This window comes from Veillonella sp. T14073-2 (genome assembly GCF_002959875.1).
Lineage (GTDB): Bacteria > Bacillota > Negativicutes > Veillonellales > Veillonellaceae > Veillonella > Veillonella infantium.
This window is the reverse complement of record NZ_PPDC01000006.1, coordinates 563441-579566: the sequence shown is the minus strand read 5'-3', so window position 1 is coordinate 579566 and position 16126 is coordinate 563441. Positions and strand designations below refer to the sequence as shown.

General features: G+C 38.4%; 16 protein-coding genes. All 16 read left to right on the top strand.

The window, feature by feature from the left end:
- Positions 1–168 precede the first annotated feature (168 nt).
- The 16 genes from mraZ (at position 169) to VCHSUH04_RS06235 (ending at position 16070) form a co-directional block, all read left to right on the top strand.
- A complete protein-coding gene (mraZ, locus tag VCHSUH04_RS06310) occupies positions 169–600 on the top strand; it encodes a division/cell wall cluster transcriptional repressor MraZ (protein WP_060924200.1) in 432 nt (143 codons plus the stop codon).
- Between the two features lie 9 nt (positions 601–609).
- The gene (gene rsmH / locus VCHSUH04_RS06305; protein ID WP_105085819.1) at positions 610–1542 is read left to right on the top strand and encodes a 16S rRNA (cytosine(1402)-N(4))-methyltransferase RsmH; all 933 of its coding nucleotides are present in this window, start codon (positions 610–612) and stop codon (positions 1540–1542) included.
- A gap of 21 nt (positions 1543–1563) precedes the next feature.
- Positions 1564–1968, top strand: coding sequence for a cell division protein FtsL (gene ftsL / locus VCHSUH04_RS06300; RefSeq protein ID WP_060924202.1), 405 nt, complete (start codon positions 1564–1566; stop codon positions 1966–1968).
- A gap of 55 nt (positions 1969–2023) precedes the next feature.
- Positions 2024–3508, top strand: coding sequence for a UDP-N-acetylmuramoyl-L-alanyl-D-glutamate--2,6-diaminopimelate ligase (locus tag VCHSUH04_RS06295; protein WP_105085818.1), 1485 nt, complete (start codon positions 2024–2026; stop codon positions 3506–3508).
- Between the two features lies 1 nt (position 3509).
- Entirely contained in the window at positions 3510–4868 is a 1359-nt protein-coding gene (gene murF / locus VCHSUH04_RS06290; RefSeq protein ID WP_105085817.1) for a UDP-N-acetylmuramoyl-tripeptide--D-alanyl-D-alanine ligase, read from the top strand.
- Positions 4869–4926: 58 nt separating this feature from the next.
- Complete coding sequence (gene mraY / locus VCHSUH04_RS06285; protein WP_105085816.1) at positions 4927–5913, top strand: phospho-N-acetylmuramoyl-pentapeptide-transferase; 987 nt, start codon at positions 4927–4929, stop codon at positions 5911–5913.
- Positions 5914–5997: 84 nt separating this feature from the next.
- Positions 5998–7368 (top strand): UDP-N-acetylmuramoyl-L-alanine--D-glutamate ligase, encoded by a 1371-nt coding sequence (gene murD, locus VCHSUH04_RS06280; protein WP_105085815.1) that lies wholly within the window; start codon positions 5998–6000, stop codon positions 7366–7368.
- Positions 7368–8477: an undecaprenyldiphospho-muramoylpentapeptide beta-N-acetylglucosaminyltransferase gene (gene murG / locus VCHSUH04_RS06275; protein WP_105085814.1), complete on the top strand. Its 1110-nt coding sequence runs from the start codon at positions 7368–7370 to the stop codon at positions 8475–8477. Before murD ends, murG begins: the two co-directional genes overlap by 1 nt.
- Positions 8478–8491: 14 nt before the next feature.
- Positions 8492–9874, top strand: coding sequence for a UDP-N-acetylmuramate--L-alanine ligase (gene murC / locus VCHSUH04_RS06270; protein WP_105085813.1), 1383 nt, complete (start codon positions 8492–8494; stop codon positions 9872–9874).
- Positions 9871–10803 (top strand): D-alanine--D-alanine ligase, encoded by a 933-nt coding sequence (locus tag VCHSUH04_RS06265; protein ID WP_105085812.1) that lies wholly within the window; start codon positions 9871–9873, stop codon positions 10801–10803. Before murC ends, VCHSUH04_RS06265 begins: the two co-directional genes overlap by 4 nt.
- A gap of 27 nt (positions 10804–10830) precedes the next feature.
- Positions 10831–11688 (top strand): cell division protein FtsQ/DivIB, encoded by an 858-nt coding sequence (locus VCHSUH04_RS06260; protein WP_105085811.1) that lies wholly within the window; start codon positions 10831–10833, stop codon positions 11686–11688.
- A gap of 23 nt (positions 11689–11711) precedes the next feature.
- Entirely contained in the window at positions 11712–12407 is a 696-nt protein-coding gene (locus VCHSUH04_RS06255; protein WP_105085810.1) for a DUF881 domain-containing protein, read from the top strand.
- A complete protein-coding gene (locus tag VCHSUH04_RS06250) occupies positions 12404–12748 on the top strand; it encodes a small basic family protein (protein ID WP_105085809.1) in 345 nt (114 codons plus the stop codon). The genes VCHSUH04_RS06255 and VCHSUH04_RS06250 overlap by 4 nt, the downstream gene beginning before the upstream one ends.
- A 138-nt stretch (positions 12749–12886) precedes the next feature.
- Positions 12887–13927: a cell division protein FtsZ gene (ftsZ, locus tag VCHSUH04_RS06245; RefSeq protein WP_105085808.1), complete on the top strand. Its 1041-nt coding sequence runs from the start codon at positions 12887–12889 to the stop codon at positions 13925–13927.
- Between the two features lie 81 nt (positions 13928–14008).
- Complete coding sequence (locus VCHSUH04_RS06240) at positions 14009–14578, top strand: outer membrane beta-barrel protein (RefSeq protein WP_105085807.1); 570 nt, start codon at positions 14009–14011, stop codon at positions 14576–14578.
- A gap of 244 nt (positions 14579–14822) precedes the next feature.
- Positions 14823–16070, top strand: coding sequence for a pyridoxal phosphate-dependent aminotransferase (locus VCHSUH04_RS06235; RefSeq protein ID WP_105085806.1), 1248 nt, complete (start codon positions 14823–14825; stop codon positions 16068–16070).
- The last annotated feature ends 56 nt before the right edge of the window (positions 16071–16126 follow it).

Below are 16126 nucleotides of genomic sequence, written 5' to 3'. Positions count from 1 at the left end.
TTTACCTTCGAACATATGTATCGAAGAAAAAATGAGAAAAATAAAGATTATGAAAGAAAAATATAAAAAAGTGGGATAAAAATGGATTTTTTATTGTGGATAGTGGGGAATTGTGGTAAAATTTACCATATAGTGGTGGATAAGGAATAGTAAAGGGCGGTGATACGTATGTTCATGGGAGAATATAATCACACCATTGATACAAAAGGGCGGATGATTATACCCGCGAAAATACGTGAACAACTAGGCGAAGTATGTATTGTTACTAAGGGCCTAGATAACTGCTTGGCTATTTACACCGAAGAAGCGTGGAAGAAAATTTCTACAGCTTTACAATCACAATCCTCCACTAAAGCTAGCGTACGTGCCTTAAAACGTTTTGTTTTTGGTAGTGCTGCTGAGCTTGAATATGATAAACAAGGTCGTGTCCTCATTCCTGTACCACTACGTGAATATGCTAGCCTTGATAAACAGGCCGTTATTGTTGGTGCTGGGGATCACGTTGAAATTTGGAGCCGCGAAAAATATGATTACTATGATGATCAAGTGGCTGAAAGTATGGAAGAATTAGTCGAAGGGCTTGAAGGGATTATGTTATAGGAGGCTATGATGGAATTTAATCATACCAGCGTACTTTTACGCGAAACGGTGGACTCCGTCGTAACTAATCCAAAAGGCATTTATGTGGACTGTACCCTTGGTGGGGCAGGACATGCGCACGCAGTGGGCGAAATGCTTGACCCAGAAGGCATGATAATCGGTTTAGATCAAGATGAAGATGCATTGAGCGTAGCTCGACAGCGTCTATCTGATTTAAAGTGTCAGGTGTTAACGATACCGACAAACTTTTCTAACTTAAAGGAAGCTCTTCAAAATGAGGGCATCTATGAAGTAGATGGTTTTATCTTTGATCTTGGCGTATCAAGTTATCAATTAGATACACCAGAACGTGGCTTTTCATATATGAATGATGGTCCACTTGATATGCGGATGGATAAGGAAGCACCATTAACAGCAGAGGAAGTTGTTAATGAATATGATGCTGAAGCACTATTGCAGATTATCCGTGACTATGGTGAAGAACGATGGGCTAAGCGGATTGTTGAATTCATCGTTAATGCACGTCAAGAAAAACGAATAACCACTACTGGTGATTTAGTTAGAATTATTAAACAAGCAATACCTGCGAAGGCGCGTCAAGATGGACCGCATCCGGCAAAACGGACGTTCCAAGCAATTCGCATTGAAGTAAATAGAGAATTAGCTATCTTGCATGATAGTTTTGTAGATGCTGTATCCATGTTGAAACCAAAGGGGAAAATTGGGGTTATCACATTCCACTCCTTGGAAGATCGAATTACAAAACAAACTTTCAAAGAGTTGAGTACAGCATGTATATGTCCTCCAGAACTACCGATGTGTGTATGTAACCACAAAGCTGTTGTGAAGGCGAAGAATAAGGCTATAGAGCCAAGTGCAGGGGAGATTGAGGTTAATCCGAGGGCTAGAAGCGCGAAGTTGCGCGTAGCCGTCAAGTTGTAGAATTGGAAGGGGTTAGTGTTTATGTTAGCGAGAAAGGCTGTTGTGGGCCAGGTAAAAAGCGATGTGTTGGTCGCTTCACAAGGGAGAAAACGTAGTGCAAGTGTGGCTCTAGATTTGAGTCCTATGATGTGGCAAGTTGTATATGGTATTGCTGCATTGGTTGCATTTTTGCTTATTATGATGGTTATGAATGCGTACAGCACAAAATTGGGCTACGAAGTAGTTAAAACACAGCAAGCTGTAGTACAATTAACAAAAGATAATGATGCTTTGGATGTTGAAGTGGCTTCCTTGAAGTCTCCTGTTCGTATCCAACAAATCGCAGAACAACAACTAGGGATGGTTTTGCCTGATTCTTTTGTTTATAGCACAAAAAGCGCTGTTACTGAACGCACTGTACAAGAGAAACAGCAAATTATAGACTAGCAGGCAAAGCAGCTCGTATTGGGCTGCTTTCCTTTGCGTGTAAAGGAGATTGTATATGAAACAATTACAAGATATAGTAAAAACCTTACAAACAACGCATGTAGAAGGTAATACAGCTGTTAATGTATTAGATATTACAGCTGATTCTCGTGCTGTAAAAGTAGGTAGTTTATTTATTGCTTTAGATGGTGCCACTGTAGATGGTCATAATTATGTAAATAAAGCCGTAGAAGCTGGCGCAGTAGCAGTACTTGTATCTAAACCGGTAGAGGTAAGTGGTGATGTTTGTGTTATCACTGTAGAGGACACTCGTAAAGCTATGATGGCGTGTGTGCCGTATTTCTTTGATTATCCAGCAAATTCCATGCGTATGATTGGTGTTACTGGTACGAATGGTAAAACGACTACAACGCATATGATTCGTCATATTTTGAAAGCTCAAGGTCATAAAGTGGGCGTTATTGGTACTGTTCATATTATGATTGGTGATACAACATATCCAATTCATAATACGACACCTGATGTAGTGGATTTGCAACATATTCTTCATCAAATGGTAGAGGAAGGTGTTACACATTGCGTAATGGAGGTTTCTTCACACGCATTGGCATTGGGGCGAGTTTCTGGTGTTGAATATGATACAGCGGTATTTACAAACTTAACACAAGATCATTTGGACTTTCACAAGACCTTTGAAAATTATTTGGCAGCTAAGTGTAAATTATTTGAACAAGTTAGCGCACCTAATCAAAGTAAATCTGGTAAAGGGGCTATCATTAATATCGATGACGAATATGGTCATCGTGTAATTGAGAAAACAACGGCACCTATCATTACTTACAGTATTGATGGTAAAGGTACGTTGAATGCTCATGATGTAGAAATGACACCTAAGTCTAGTCGTTACACTGTCTCTTATGATGGTCATGACTATACAGTAGCTATGAATACCACAGGTTTATTTAATGTATATAATACTTTGGCTGCTATTGGTGCTTGTCTATTAGAAGGCATATCTATGGAAGATATAGATAAAGCGTTGAAAACATTTAGCGCTGTGCCTGGCCGTTTTGAGCTCATTGAAGAAGGTCAACCATTTGCTGTGGTTGTAGATTATGCACATACACCAGATGGGCTAGAAAATATTCTACAAACTGCAAAGGCTATTCAAGAAAATCGCATTATTGTAGTCTTTGGTTGTGGTGGTGACCGAGATGCGACAAAACGCCCTATCATGGGTCGTATTGCTGCACAATATGGTGATGTAGTATATGTAACATCTGATAATCCTCGTACAGAGGATCCTGTACAAATTGTGAAAGATGTAGAAGTAGGCGTTAAAGAAGGCCTTCGTGAAGGCTCTCATTATGAAGTAATCGTTGATCGTCGGGAAGCGATTCAACATGCAATACAAAATGCAAAACCTGGGGATATTGTACTAATTGCTGGTAAGGGGCATGAGGATTACCAAATCTTAAAGGATAAAACGATTCATTTTGATGATCGTGAAGAGGCGCGAGCAGCCCTCAAGGAGATCTAATATGGCAGAATTTACATTGTCTCAAGTGGTAGAAGCCACAGAAGGGACGAGTACACATACCGACAATATTAAGTTTTTAGATGTATCTACTGATACAAGAACGATTGAATCAAGCTTTTTGTTTGTAGCATTAAAAGGTGATACCTTTGATGGTCATGATTTCATCAACACGGCCATTGAAAAGGGCGCTACAGGTGCAATCGTAGAAAAAGGTCGTGCCGTAAAAGGTATCGCATGTATCGAGGTTGAAAACACCTTGGTAGCGTATCAGAATTTGGCACGGTATCATCGCCGTCGCTTTGATATTCCTGTAGTGGCTATAACTGGTTCTTCTGGTAAGACTACAACAAAGGAAATGGTGGCCGCTGTACTTGGTACAGAATTTAATGTTTTGAAAACTGAAAAAAACTTTAATAATGAAATTGGTTTGCCAAAAACATTGTTGCGCTTAACTGCAGAACATCAAGCATGTGTCGTAGAGATGGGCATGCGTGGCCTTGGTCAAATTGAAGAGCTTGCATTGATTGCGGAACCAACTATGGGCATTATTACCAATGTTGGTACTAGCCATATTGAGTTGTTAGGCTCTCGTGAAGCCATTGCACAAGCTAAAGGTGAATTAATTCGTTGTTTGCCTGAAAATAGTGTGGCTATTCTCAATGAAGATGATCCATATGTTAAGGCTATGGATAGCCTTGCTAAAGGTAAAACTATTACTTATGGTATCGAACGTAATGCTACCTGTATTGGTAGCCATTTGCGTTATAAAAAAGACGGTATTAAGTTTACTTGCAAATGTTATGACGAAGTTTTCGATATCTTCTTACCTATGATTGGTGAACACAATGTATATGATGCATTGGCAGCCATCGTAGCAGGTCGTGTTTTGGGGATTAAATCCAATACTATTCGTAAAGGCTTAAGTGAGTTTACCGGCACTCCTATGCGCCAAGAAATCGTACCATTTGAAGATATTGTTATCTTAAATGACGCATATAATGCAAATCCTTCCTCTATGGCTGAAGCGATTAAAGCATTAGGTCAACTAGAAGGCAAACGTAAAATCGCTATGCTTGGTGATATGCTTGAGCTTGGTGATTATACTGAACAAGCGCATCGTGAAATTGGTCAATTGCTTGCTGAAGAAGGCTATAGTGTAGTATTCACATTTGGTGATGCTGCGGCCTTTATAGCTAAGGAAGCAAAAAAAGCAGGTTTAACTACATTCCGTTGTAATAGTCATTTAGAAATGGCTAATGCCTATAGCGATATTCGTGAAAAAGGGGATGTTATCCTTGTCAAAGGTTCTCGAGGCTTGCGAATGGAACGGGTTGTTGAAGAGTTAAAAGATCGAGAATAAAAGGTTACGGCTAGTTATATCTAGCCGTCATCTGTTTATTAATGAGTAGAGGGTTCATATGATATATCATATTCTATTAGCCTTTGTAGTGACCTTTATCATTACAGTAGTGCTAGGTAAAATTGCTATTCCTATGTTGCGTTCTTTACACGCACAACAAAGTATTCGTGAAGAGGGTCCAGAAAGTCATCAAGCGAAAGCGGGTACGCCAACAATGGGTGGTGCTTTCATGATGATTGCCCTTGTTCTTGGTGTTGCTATTTTCGCACCATGGAATGTAGGTACAGGCATGTTATTATTTTTAACATTGGGCCATTGTTTATTGGGCTTCTTTGATGATTTTGTAAAAGCCGTTAAAAAACGTAATCTTGGCTTAACAGCTAAGCAAAAGTTGCTAGGTCAATTTATTTTGGCGGCCATATTCTGTTACTGTATTACTGAAATTATGGTTATTCCTACCACATTGTGGATTCCTGTAGCAGATATACATCTTCAACTAGGTTGGGCTTATTATGTTTTGGCGTTTTTAATTATCGTAGGTGCTACGAACGCAGTAAATCTTACAGATGGTCTTGATGGATTAGCTAGTGGTACCTCTGCTGTAGCTGCCATTGCTTTCTCCGTGATTGGTCTTATGGCTGCATCTACAACAAACTCTACTGGTGCTGAAAGCGTTGCTTATTTTGGCGCCATTGTAGCCGCTGTATGCCTTGGTTTCTTGGTATACAATGTAAACCCTGCGAAGGTGTTCATGGGGGATACTGGCTCCTTAGCTTTAGGTGGTGCTTTTGCAGCTATGGCAATTTTGACTAAAACAGAATTGCTACTCGTTGTAATTGGTGGCATTTTTGTTATGGAAGCATTGTCTGTTATTATTCAAGTTATATCCTTTAAAACTCGTGGTGTACGCGTATTTAAAATGAGCCCAATTCACCATCATTTTGAGTTGTCTGGTTGGGCTGAACAAACTGTTGTTAATCGCTTCTGGTTTGGTGGCGCTGTATTAGCTGTTATTGGCGTCGTTTTAGCGACTATAACTTTGTAAGATAATACTTAACGGAACACGCAAATAATGGTATGCTTATAAGATAGGAATACATTATTTTTGTTGATAATTTAGGTGATATAGATGGAATACGGAGATAAACATATACTTGTACTTGGCGCTGGTGCCAGCGGTATAGGCGCATCTTGGGTATTAGCTCAAGTTGGGGCCCATGTAGTGTTAAATGATTATAAGCCTGTTACACTGCCTGCAGATGAGGAAAAAAGACTTGTATCAGCAGGTGTAGATATTATTACAGGTCGACAAGATGAATCCTTGCTTGATGGCGTGGATCGCATTGTTATTTCTCCAGGTATTTCTCTAGATATTCCCATTGTAAAAGCCGCTCAAGCTCGTGGTATTGATGTGGTTAGTGAAGTAGAAGTGGCTTATGAGTTATCTAAATCGCCAATTGTAGCCGTTACAGGTACAAATGGTAAGACCACTACTACAACATTATTAACTAAGGTATTGGAAGGAACTGGAAAGCCAGTTCGCGTTGGTGGCAATATCGGCGATTCTCTTAGTGAAGTAGCTTATTCCATGCCAGCAGATGGTTTTTTGGTAGCTGAGTTATCTAGCTATCAATTAGAAACAATTAAGTATTTTAGACCGATTGGTGCTATTATGCTTAACATTACACCAGATCATTTAGCTCGTCATAAGACAATGGAAAATTATATTGCTGCGAAGGAACGCATCTTTGAAAATCAATTGAGTACAGATTTTATGGTGCTTAATATTGATGATCCTATTGTAGCAGACATGAAACATCGTGTACCTAGCCATATCCTTGAAATTAGTCAACATCAAGTGGTTTCAAATGGTGCTTACTATGATAAAGGACAATGTTATGTAACAAAGAATGGTACAGCAACACCTGTTATTGGTAGTGCTGATATCCACATTCCAGGTAGTCATAATATTGAAAATATTTTAACTGTTATCGCTTTAGCTTATGCATTAGGTGTGCCGGTAGAAACCATTCATCGTATTATAAGTGAGTTCCATGGTGTTGAACACCGATTAGAACGAGTTAAAACTCTTGATGGAATTACATTCTATAATGATTCTAAAGCTACTAATGTAGATTCTGTTGTAAAAGCATTGGAATCCTTTGATCAATCCGTTATTTTATTAGCTGGTGGTCATGATAAAATGACTCCGTTAGAAGACTTTATGCAGCTTGTTAAACATCATACAAAAGCTGTTATCTTTATGGGGGAAGCGGCGGAGCGATTTGAAGCTGCTGCAAAAGAGGCTGGTGTTCAGCCTATTTATAGAGCTTCATCTATGAAAGATGCTGTGGAACAGGGTTATAAATTGGCTGACCAAGGTGATATTGTATTATTATCGCCAGCTTGTTCAAGTTTTGATTGGTATAGCTGTTTTGAAGAACGTGGCGATGATTTCAAAAACTGTGTTCATATGTTGCAAGAAGGGAGACACCATTAATGAAACGTATCATTATTTCAGGTGGTGGCACTGGTGGACATATATACCCAGCAATAACTATATATAAGGAAATTATGAAACAGAACCCTGATGCACAGGTTTTATATGTAGGAACGGAAAGGGGCTTAGAGGCTACCTTAGTGCCTAAAGAAGGCATTGAATTTACTACATTACCTGTACAAGGTTTGCAACGTAAATTATCTTTTGGTACGTTGGTGACGTTAGGCAAGACTGCTTTTTCTCTTGTGAAAGCTAATACAATCATTTCCAACTTTAAGCCTGATGTAGTTATTGGTACGGGTGGTTATGTTTGTGGTCCTATTCTTATGGCCGCAGCATTGCGCAATATTCCAACGTTGATACAGGAACAAAATGTCATTGCAGGCATTACAAATAAAATTTTAAGCCGTTTTGTTGATGTAGTCGCTATGGGCTACAAGGATGCAGAATCATCTTTTTCAAAGGCAAAACGCGTAGTATATACTGGTAATCCAGTACGTCCTGATGTATTAGTTGATACTAGGGAAGATGGACGTAATTATTTTAATTTAAGTGATGACACGTTCACTGTTCTTATAGCCGGTGGTTCTCGTGGGGCGAGAACTATCAATAATGCTATGATTGATGTACATAAGCATTTTCAAGGAACAGAAGGAATTAAATTAATCCATATTACAGGGGATGGGGAATATCAATCTGTGTTATCTCAGCTTGGTATTACCGATGGTGATGGTTTAGGTAATTCCTCTTTGATCTTGCCATATTTACACGATATGCCAAAAGCATTGGCGGCAGCTGATTTAGCAGTTTTTAGGTCTGGTGCTATCGGTCTTGCTGAACTAGCAGTTCGAGGTATTCCGTCTGTATTGGTACCATATCCATATGCAGCGGAAGATCATCAAACCTATAATGCCCGTATTTTTGTTCAAGAAGGGGCAGCGCATATGATTGTTGATCAAATGTTAAGTGCCCATGATTTGATAGGGGAAATTGAAATGTTTATGGCCAATCGTGATTTGTTGTCACAAATGGGAGAACGAGCGTTGCAGTTAGGTAAACCTAATGCGGCTCATGATATTGCAAAATTAGCATTATCTATTGCAAAGTAACAAGGAGAGGTTTTATGTTAGACGGTATTCATAAGATTCATCTTATTGGTATAGGTGGGTCTGGCATGCGTGCTATAGCGAATATTTTAATTCAAAAAGGTTATGACGTATCTGGTTCAGATGTAGCTGATTCTGCAGTTATTGAAAAGTTCAGAAATATGGGCGCTACAGTTCATATTGGTCATAATAAAGATTATGTAAAAGGCGTTGATGCTGTAGTCCGTTCTACGGCTATTCGCGAAGATAACCCTGAAATTGTAGCTGCAAAAGAGCAAGGTATTACAATTTTACACCGTTCCGATATTGTAAAAGCTGTATTAGACGTAACAGATGGCATTGCAGTAGCTGGTGCTCACGGCAAAACTTCTACTACATCCATGATTGGTCAAATTTTAGTAGAAGCAGAAGCTGATCCAACAGTTATTATCGGTGGTGAAGTAGATTATTTAAAAGGTAGTAGTTGTCTAGGTAAGGGGCATTTCTCTGTAGTTGAAGCAGATGAAAGTGATGGGTCTTTCTTGAAACTACGCCCACATACTATTGTTATTACTAACATTGAAGATGATCATATGGATCATTACAAAACAATGGATAATTTGTTAAATGCATTTTGTGAGTTTGTCGAAACGTTACCAGAATCTGGCAAAGCAATTGTATGTGGCGATAATGAGAATATTCGTTATGTAATGAGCCGTGTAAATCGTAATTTCATTACATATGGCTTAAGTGATAATAATGACTATGTAGCTAAAAATATTCACTATGTAGACTCTACTTTGGTATATGATGTATACCATAATGGTGTGAATGTTGAGCGCATTCGCTTACGAGTTCCTGGTGAACATAATGTATTGAACTCTTTGGCTGCTTTTATTGTGGCTCATGATTGTTGTGGCGTAGAAACACGTGTTATTACTAAAGGCTTAGGCAAATTTATCGGTGCAAAGCGTCGTTTTGAAACTAAAGGTCATGTAGCCGGCGTATGGGTTGTTGATGACTATGCTCATCATCCTACAGAAATTAAAGCAACATTGAAAGCAGCAAAAGAGTTGGAAAAACATCGTGTTATCTGTGTATTCCAGCCACATCGCTTTACCCGCACAAGCTTGTTAAAGGATGAATTTGCTACTGCTTTCACAAGCGCTGATGAAGTATATATGACAGATATTTATAGCTCTGGTGAAGATCCAATCCCTGGTATTGATGGCAATACGATTCCAAGTGCTATTAAAGCGGCCACAGGTCAAGACGTAAATTATGTACCATCTGTTGACGATTTGCCTGAGGTATTAGCGAAAATAGTAAGACCTAATGACCTAGTTATCACCATGGGTGCAGGTTCTATTAATCAATATGGACCAAAATTATTAGCTATATTGGAGGAAGGCTTACAATGAAAGATAAAAAAATAATCGTATTAATGGGTGGTCCTTCCAAAGAGGCTGAGGTATCTCGTCGTACTGGCGCTGCTATTGCAGAAGCACTTGAAAGTAAAGGTTATAATGCCCAAACTTTAGAACTCAATCCGCGCACTGTATTAAAAGATATTGAAGACTTAGGTGGCGAGGTTGTATTTAATGCAATTCATGGTCGTTACGGCGAAGATGGTGCGTTGCAAGGCCTATTAGAAATGGCTGAAATTCCATACACTGGGTCAGGTATTATGGCTCATGCAGTAGGTATGAATAAAAAAGTAAGTAAAGATGTATTTAAAGGTGCCAATATTCCTACTGCAGCATCCGAGTCCTTTAATGGTAATCTTGAATCTGCAGAAGCTATTATTGAGCATATTCGTAAGGATTTTACAATTCCAGTAGTTGTGAAGTCTGCTACGCAAGGTTCTAGCATTGGGGTTACCATTGTTCGCGATGAAGCTCAGTTAGAAGAGGCTGTAACGGAAGCTCTAAAATATGCCCCTATTCTTGTGGTAGAACAATTTCTTGATGGTCGTGAATTTACAGTATCTGTATTAGATGGTAAAGCATTGTCTGTTATTGAAATTCGTCCACATTCTGGTGAATATGATTACAAGAGTAAGTACACTGTAGGTGCTACTGAGTATTTAGTGCCAGCGCCTATTAGTGCAGAAATGACTGCTGAAATGCAACGCATTGGGGAGCTTGTGTATCGTGAAGTACAAGGCAGTGGGGTAATTCGTGTTGATGTTATGACAGACCATGCAGATAATATGTATGTTCTTGAATACAATACTGTGCCTGGTATGACAGCAACATCTTTAGTACCAAAAGCAGCAAAAGAAATGGGAATTGACTTCCCAACATTATGTGAAAAAATTCTATTAACAGCTAGTATAGGGAAATTTTAAGGGCTAATAGAAGATAAGGAGTTAACTATGGATGATAAGCAAAACCATCCATCCAACTCTGGGGAGATGCAGTCTTCTACACCTGTTCGTGATGAACGGGCTGTATTTAGAAAACGAGTGTTAAAAATCGGTGGTGCAGTTACTCTCGTGTTGGTGGGGTTGTTTACACTACCTATTCCTTTTGGATCCTTAAAAGTTACTGGATCGGATAAGGTAACTGTACAAGATGTAATGGTAGCTGGTGATATTCATGAACCTGTTAATATATTGCAGATTAGTACAGAAAAATTAAAAACTAGATTATCGAAAGATTTACGTGTCGAAGAGGCTCAAATTAGCTATCAGTTGCCACTGACAATGGTGGTAAATGTAGTAGAACGCAAGGCAGTTGCAGTCGTACCGGCTCAGTTTGGATACTTAACCCTTGATAGTAAGGGTCAAGTGATTGCATCTGAGCCAGCTATACAAGACACATCCGTTCCTATGATTTCTGGTGTGAAAGCTGGAAATATACTATTAGGTGATACGGTAGTAGATAAACCGATATTGGCGGCTCTTGAATATTTGAACTCACTTGATGAGGAGACATTCAAGAATATTGCAGAGATTAATATTGGAGATCCTGATGCGATAATGGCATATACTGTTTCAGGTATACAGATTCGACTGGGGGATGGCAAAGACTTAGCTAAAAAAGCAGAGCTAACTCAGTCGATGTTACAAGATATTAAAAAGACACATGGTAATGTACAGTATATAGATGTTAATGTTTCATCGCCGTACATTAAAACCGATGTGATGCCTGAAGTTAAAAAGCATCAGAATGGAGCACCGACTACAGAAAATTCATCTACTAAGAAGGATGATAAAAAACAAGATAGATAAGGTCATGTTGAATATAAAGGTAGATGATTGTCGTGAGACACGAACGGTGGGCAATTGCCATAGTCAGCTGTATATTAGGGTTCATGGTTGTTACCCAATATAAGATGACTCAAGATAATATAGAAGAAAATATTCGCTTACAACGGACTGGCGATTTGGCGGTACAATTGAGAGAGGCCCAGAGTGAACGTGATGCTTTGTTAAAGCAAATTGAGTCACTAAAAAAATCTGGTGCCAATGGCGGTGGTAAAGCTGATGAACAGCTCATGATGAAAGCGGCTTTAACAAATGTTAAAGGGCCAGGCGTTAGTGTGTTGATTGAAGATAGCTTGAAACCTGTACAAAGTGGGGAAAACCCCAATTTATATGTAATTCATGATGAAGATATTCTAAGAATTGTTAATGAATTACGTGCTGGTGGGGCTGAAGCGATAGCTATTAATGATCAACGCCTCATAGGAACGTCTGAAATACGATGTTCAGGACCAACTATTACTGTAAATGGGAAGGTCTTTGGAGCTCCTTTTACGGTGAAAGCTATTGGAGATCCAAAGACATTAAATTCTGCGCTCACTATGCGCGGTGGTGTAGTAGATTCACTTAAACATTGGGGAATAAAGGTAACTATAAAGCAAGAAGAGGATGTAGCGATTCCTGCTTTCACAGGTACTTTTAGAGAAGAATATATGAAGCCTAATGAGTTAGGAGGTAAAGAATGAATATCTATATCTTTGCCATCATTGGCCTAATTATAGGGGCTACCTTAGGATGGATAGCACCACTTCATATCCCCGCTAGTTATTCGAATTATACTTCTGTAGCTGTTCTAGCAGCTTTAGATGCAGTATTTGGTGGCAGTCGAGCAGCATTGGAAAGAACCTTTGATCTCAGTAACTTTGTCATTGGGTTCTTTTCAAATATGGTATTAGCTGTTATTCTTGTATATGTTGGTGATTTAATAGGCATTAACCTATACTATGTGGCTCTTATTGGATTTGGGTTACGTGTATTTATTAATATAGGCGCTATACGCAAAATAATTATGACTAAGCGGTTCTAATAAATCCCATTCTATATAGTGGAAAGTTTTTAAATTTTAGTGTAAAATAAATGTAATTGTTATAAGATAGTCAGTATATAAATCGATACATTGGGACGTATATTGATACAATAGATAACGATAAGAGGAGGAAGTTCAATGTCTGATTTTGCAAATATTAAAGTTATCGGTGTTGGTGGCGGCGGTAATAACGCTGTTAATCGTATGGTTGATAACCAAATTAAAGGTGTTCAATTTTTAGCCGTTAATACAGAAAACCAAGTGCTTGAATTGTCTAAAGCGGATGTAACAATTCAAATCGGCGAAAAAGTTACTAAAGGCCTTGGTGCTGGTGCTAACCCACAAATCGGTGAAGAAGCAGCTCAAGAAAGCCGTGAAGAAATTACTAAAGCTCTTGAAGGTGCTGATATGGTATTCGTAACTGCTGGTATGGGCGGTGGTACTGGTACTGGTGCTGCTCCAATCGTAGCTGAATGTGCTAAAGAAGTTGGTGCATTAACAGTTGGCGTAGTAACTAAACCTTTCGCATTCGAAGGCAAACGTCGTCGTGCTGCGGCAGAAAAAGGCATTGAGTTCTTGACTCAAAAAGTTGATACAATTATTGTTATTCCTAATGACAAATTGTTACAAGTTGTAGATAAAAAATGTTCCGTATCTGATGCATTCAGCAAAGCTGATGAAGTTCTTCGTCAAGGTATCAAAGGTATTTCCGATTTGATCCAAATTCCTGGTTTAATCAATCTTGACTTTGCAGACGTTAAAACTATCATGACTAATCAAGGCGAAGCTTTGATGGGTATTGGTGAAGGTACTGGTGAAAACCGCGCTGCAGACGCTGCAAAAATGGCTATCAATAGCCCATTGTTGGAAACTTCTATCGATGGTGCAAAAGGCATCTTGCTTAATATTTCTGGTAGCTCCGAATTGGGTATTTTTGAAGTAAACGAAGCTGCTCAAATTATTTCTGATGCAGCAGACCCTGATGCAAATATCATCTTCGGTTCTGTTATCGATGAAAGCTTGGGCGATAAAGTTCAAGTTACTGTTGTAGCAACTGGTTTTGGAAATAACGCTAAAAGCGTACCAGAATTCGGTAAAACAACGACTACATCTCGTCCAGCATCCACTACAACAACTAACAGCGGTATCCCAGATATCCCTGTATTCATGAAACGCTAATTTATAGAGTGTATAATAAAAACATTCGTAAATAAGTAACTTAGTAAGACATATCTTGAGATATGTGTATAGGAGGTACAAATGAAGAAATTAGTATTATTAACTCTAGCAGCTACAGTTGTGGCAGGTAGTGCATTTGCAGCGGCACCTGTAACAAAAATTAGCGACGGTTCCACTAAAGTACAAGCTGATTATGCATTTAAACAACATGTATCTAAAGGTGGCGGCAATAGCAACGACGGTTTCGGTGTTTCTTTGCAACACGATCTTTCCAATAAAACTGCAGTTCAATATTCTTATGATAAATTGAATGCAAAAAATGGCGACATTAAAGATCATCAATTAGCATTAGTTTATAAAGTGCATCCAAACGTAAATGTATATGGTGCTGGTACTGCAATTCGTACAAATGATACAGAATTAGGTTTCCAAGCTGGTGTTATTGGTCATGTGCCATTGACAGAAAAAGTAAACGGCTTTGCTAAAGCTGGTTGGGGTAACGATATTAAACAAACTTACCAAGTAGGTGCTCAATATGAAGTTCGCCCTGATGTAGACTTGAACGTATACTATGGCTATGATAAATATAGCGTAAACAACAACGATAAAACTGTAAATGGTTTACACGCTGGTGTAGGCTACTCCTTCTAAGGATACTAAAGACCACTCAAATGAGTGGTCTTTTTTTATATACAAAAAATGATATATTATTTATAAATATTTTTTGTATGAAATCTCTTATTATGCTATACACCTTAATTTTATAATATATTTTTTAGTAGTTAATATTATTTCTTATGTATACAATATATTTTCTAAATACACATTGTATAATTAAATAAGTTTAGGTATGATAAATATGTAATAATTCATTTTAGATAGGATGGTGTAAGTTATGACAAGTGTTGCTGCAAAGCATGCGAAAGGGAAAAAACTTAAAGATGTGATCTTTGTAACTGCTGGACAAGCATTAGCTGATGCTAAAGAAAATGGTCGAGAGAACGTTGTAAATGGTACTTTAGGTGCTATTCACGATGAAGATGGCAAATTAGTTTTCCTCAAAACCGTTAAAGAAGAATATTTGGGTCTTAATGACACTGAACATATTGGTTATGCCCCAATTGCAGGTATTCCAGAGTTTTTAGCAGCTGCTGAGAAAGAATGTTTTGGTAATTCTCGTCCAGAAGGTCACATCCGTAGCATCGCTACAGCTGGTGGTACTGGCGGTATCCATCACTTAATTCATAACTATACAGAACCTGGTGATGAAGTATTGACTGCTGATTGGTTCTGGGGTGCCTATCGTATAATTTGTAGCGATGTAGGTCGTACACTTGTTACCTATTCTTTATTTGATGAACATAATAACTTTAACCATGAAGCGTTCCAAAATCGTGTAAATGAATTAGCTGCGAAACAAACAAATGTTTTAATTGTGTTTAATACACCTGGTAATAACCCAACTGGCTATTCTATTGAGGATAAAGATTGGGAATCTATCCTTAACTTCTTGAAAGAACTGGTTGCTATAGGCCGTAATAATGTAATCATTGGCATTGATGTAGCATACCTTGATTATTCTGGTGAAAAAGAAGAGGTTCGTGCATTCTTTAGTAAATTCAGTCATTTGCCAAAAGAAATCCTTACATGTGTTTGCTATAGCTTGTCTAAAGGATTCACTATGTATGGTCAACGTGTAGGTGCCTTGATTGGTATTTCTGATGATGAAGAAATTGCTGATGAATTTTTAGAAATCAACAAATCTACAAGCCGTGCTACATGGTCTAATATTTGCCGCCCTGCAATGCGTACAATGGCAAATATTGTAGCTGATTCAGCTAAGTTTAAAGCTTATGAAGATGAACGTAATTGCTATTATCAATTGATTCGCGATCGTGCTGATATATTTAAACAAGAAGCAGCACAAGTTGGTCTTCCTATGTTGCCATATCGCGGTGGTTTCTTTATTACGATTCCTACAGATTCTGCTAATGCTATCTGCGAAGAATTGAAGAAAGAACATATTTATGTTATCGCTTTAGCAAATGGTATTCGCGTTGCAGCATGCGGTATTCCTAAATTCCAAATGACAGGTCTTGCCGAAAAAATTTATAATGCCATGAAACGCCTTGGTAAATTATAATAGATAAGTAAAACTTATGTGAAAAGCCACTTGATCCATGTATCAAGTGGCTTTTC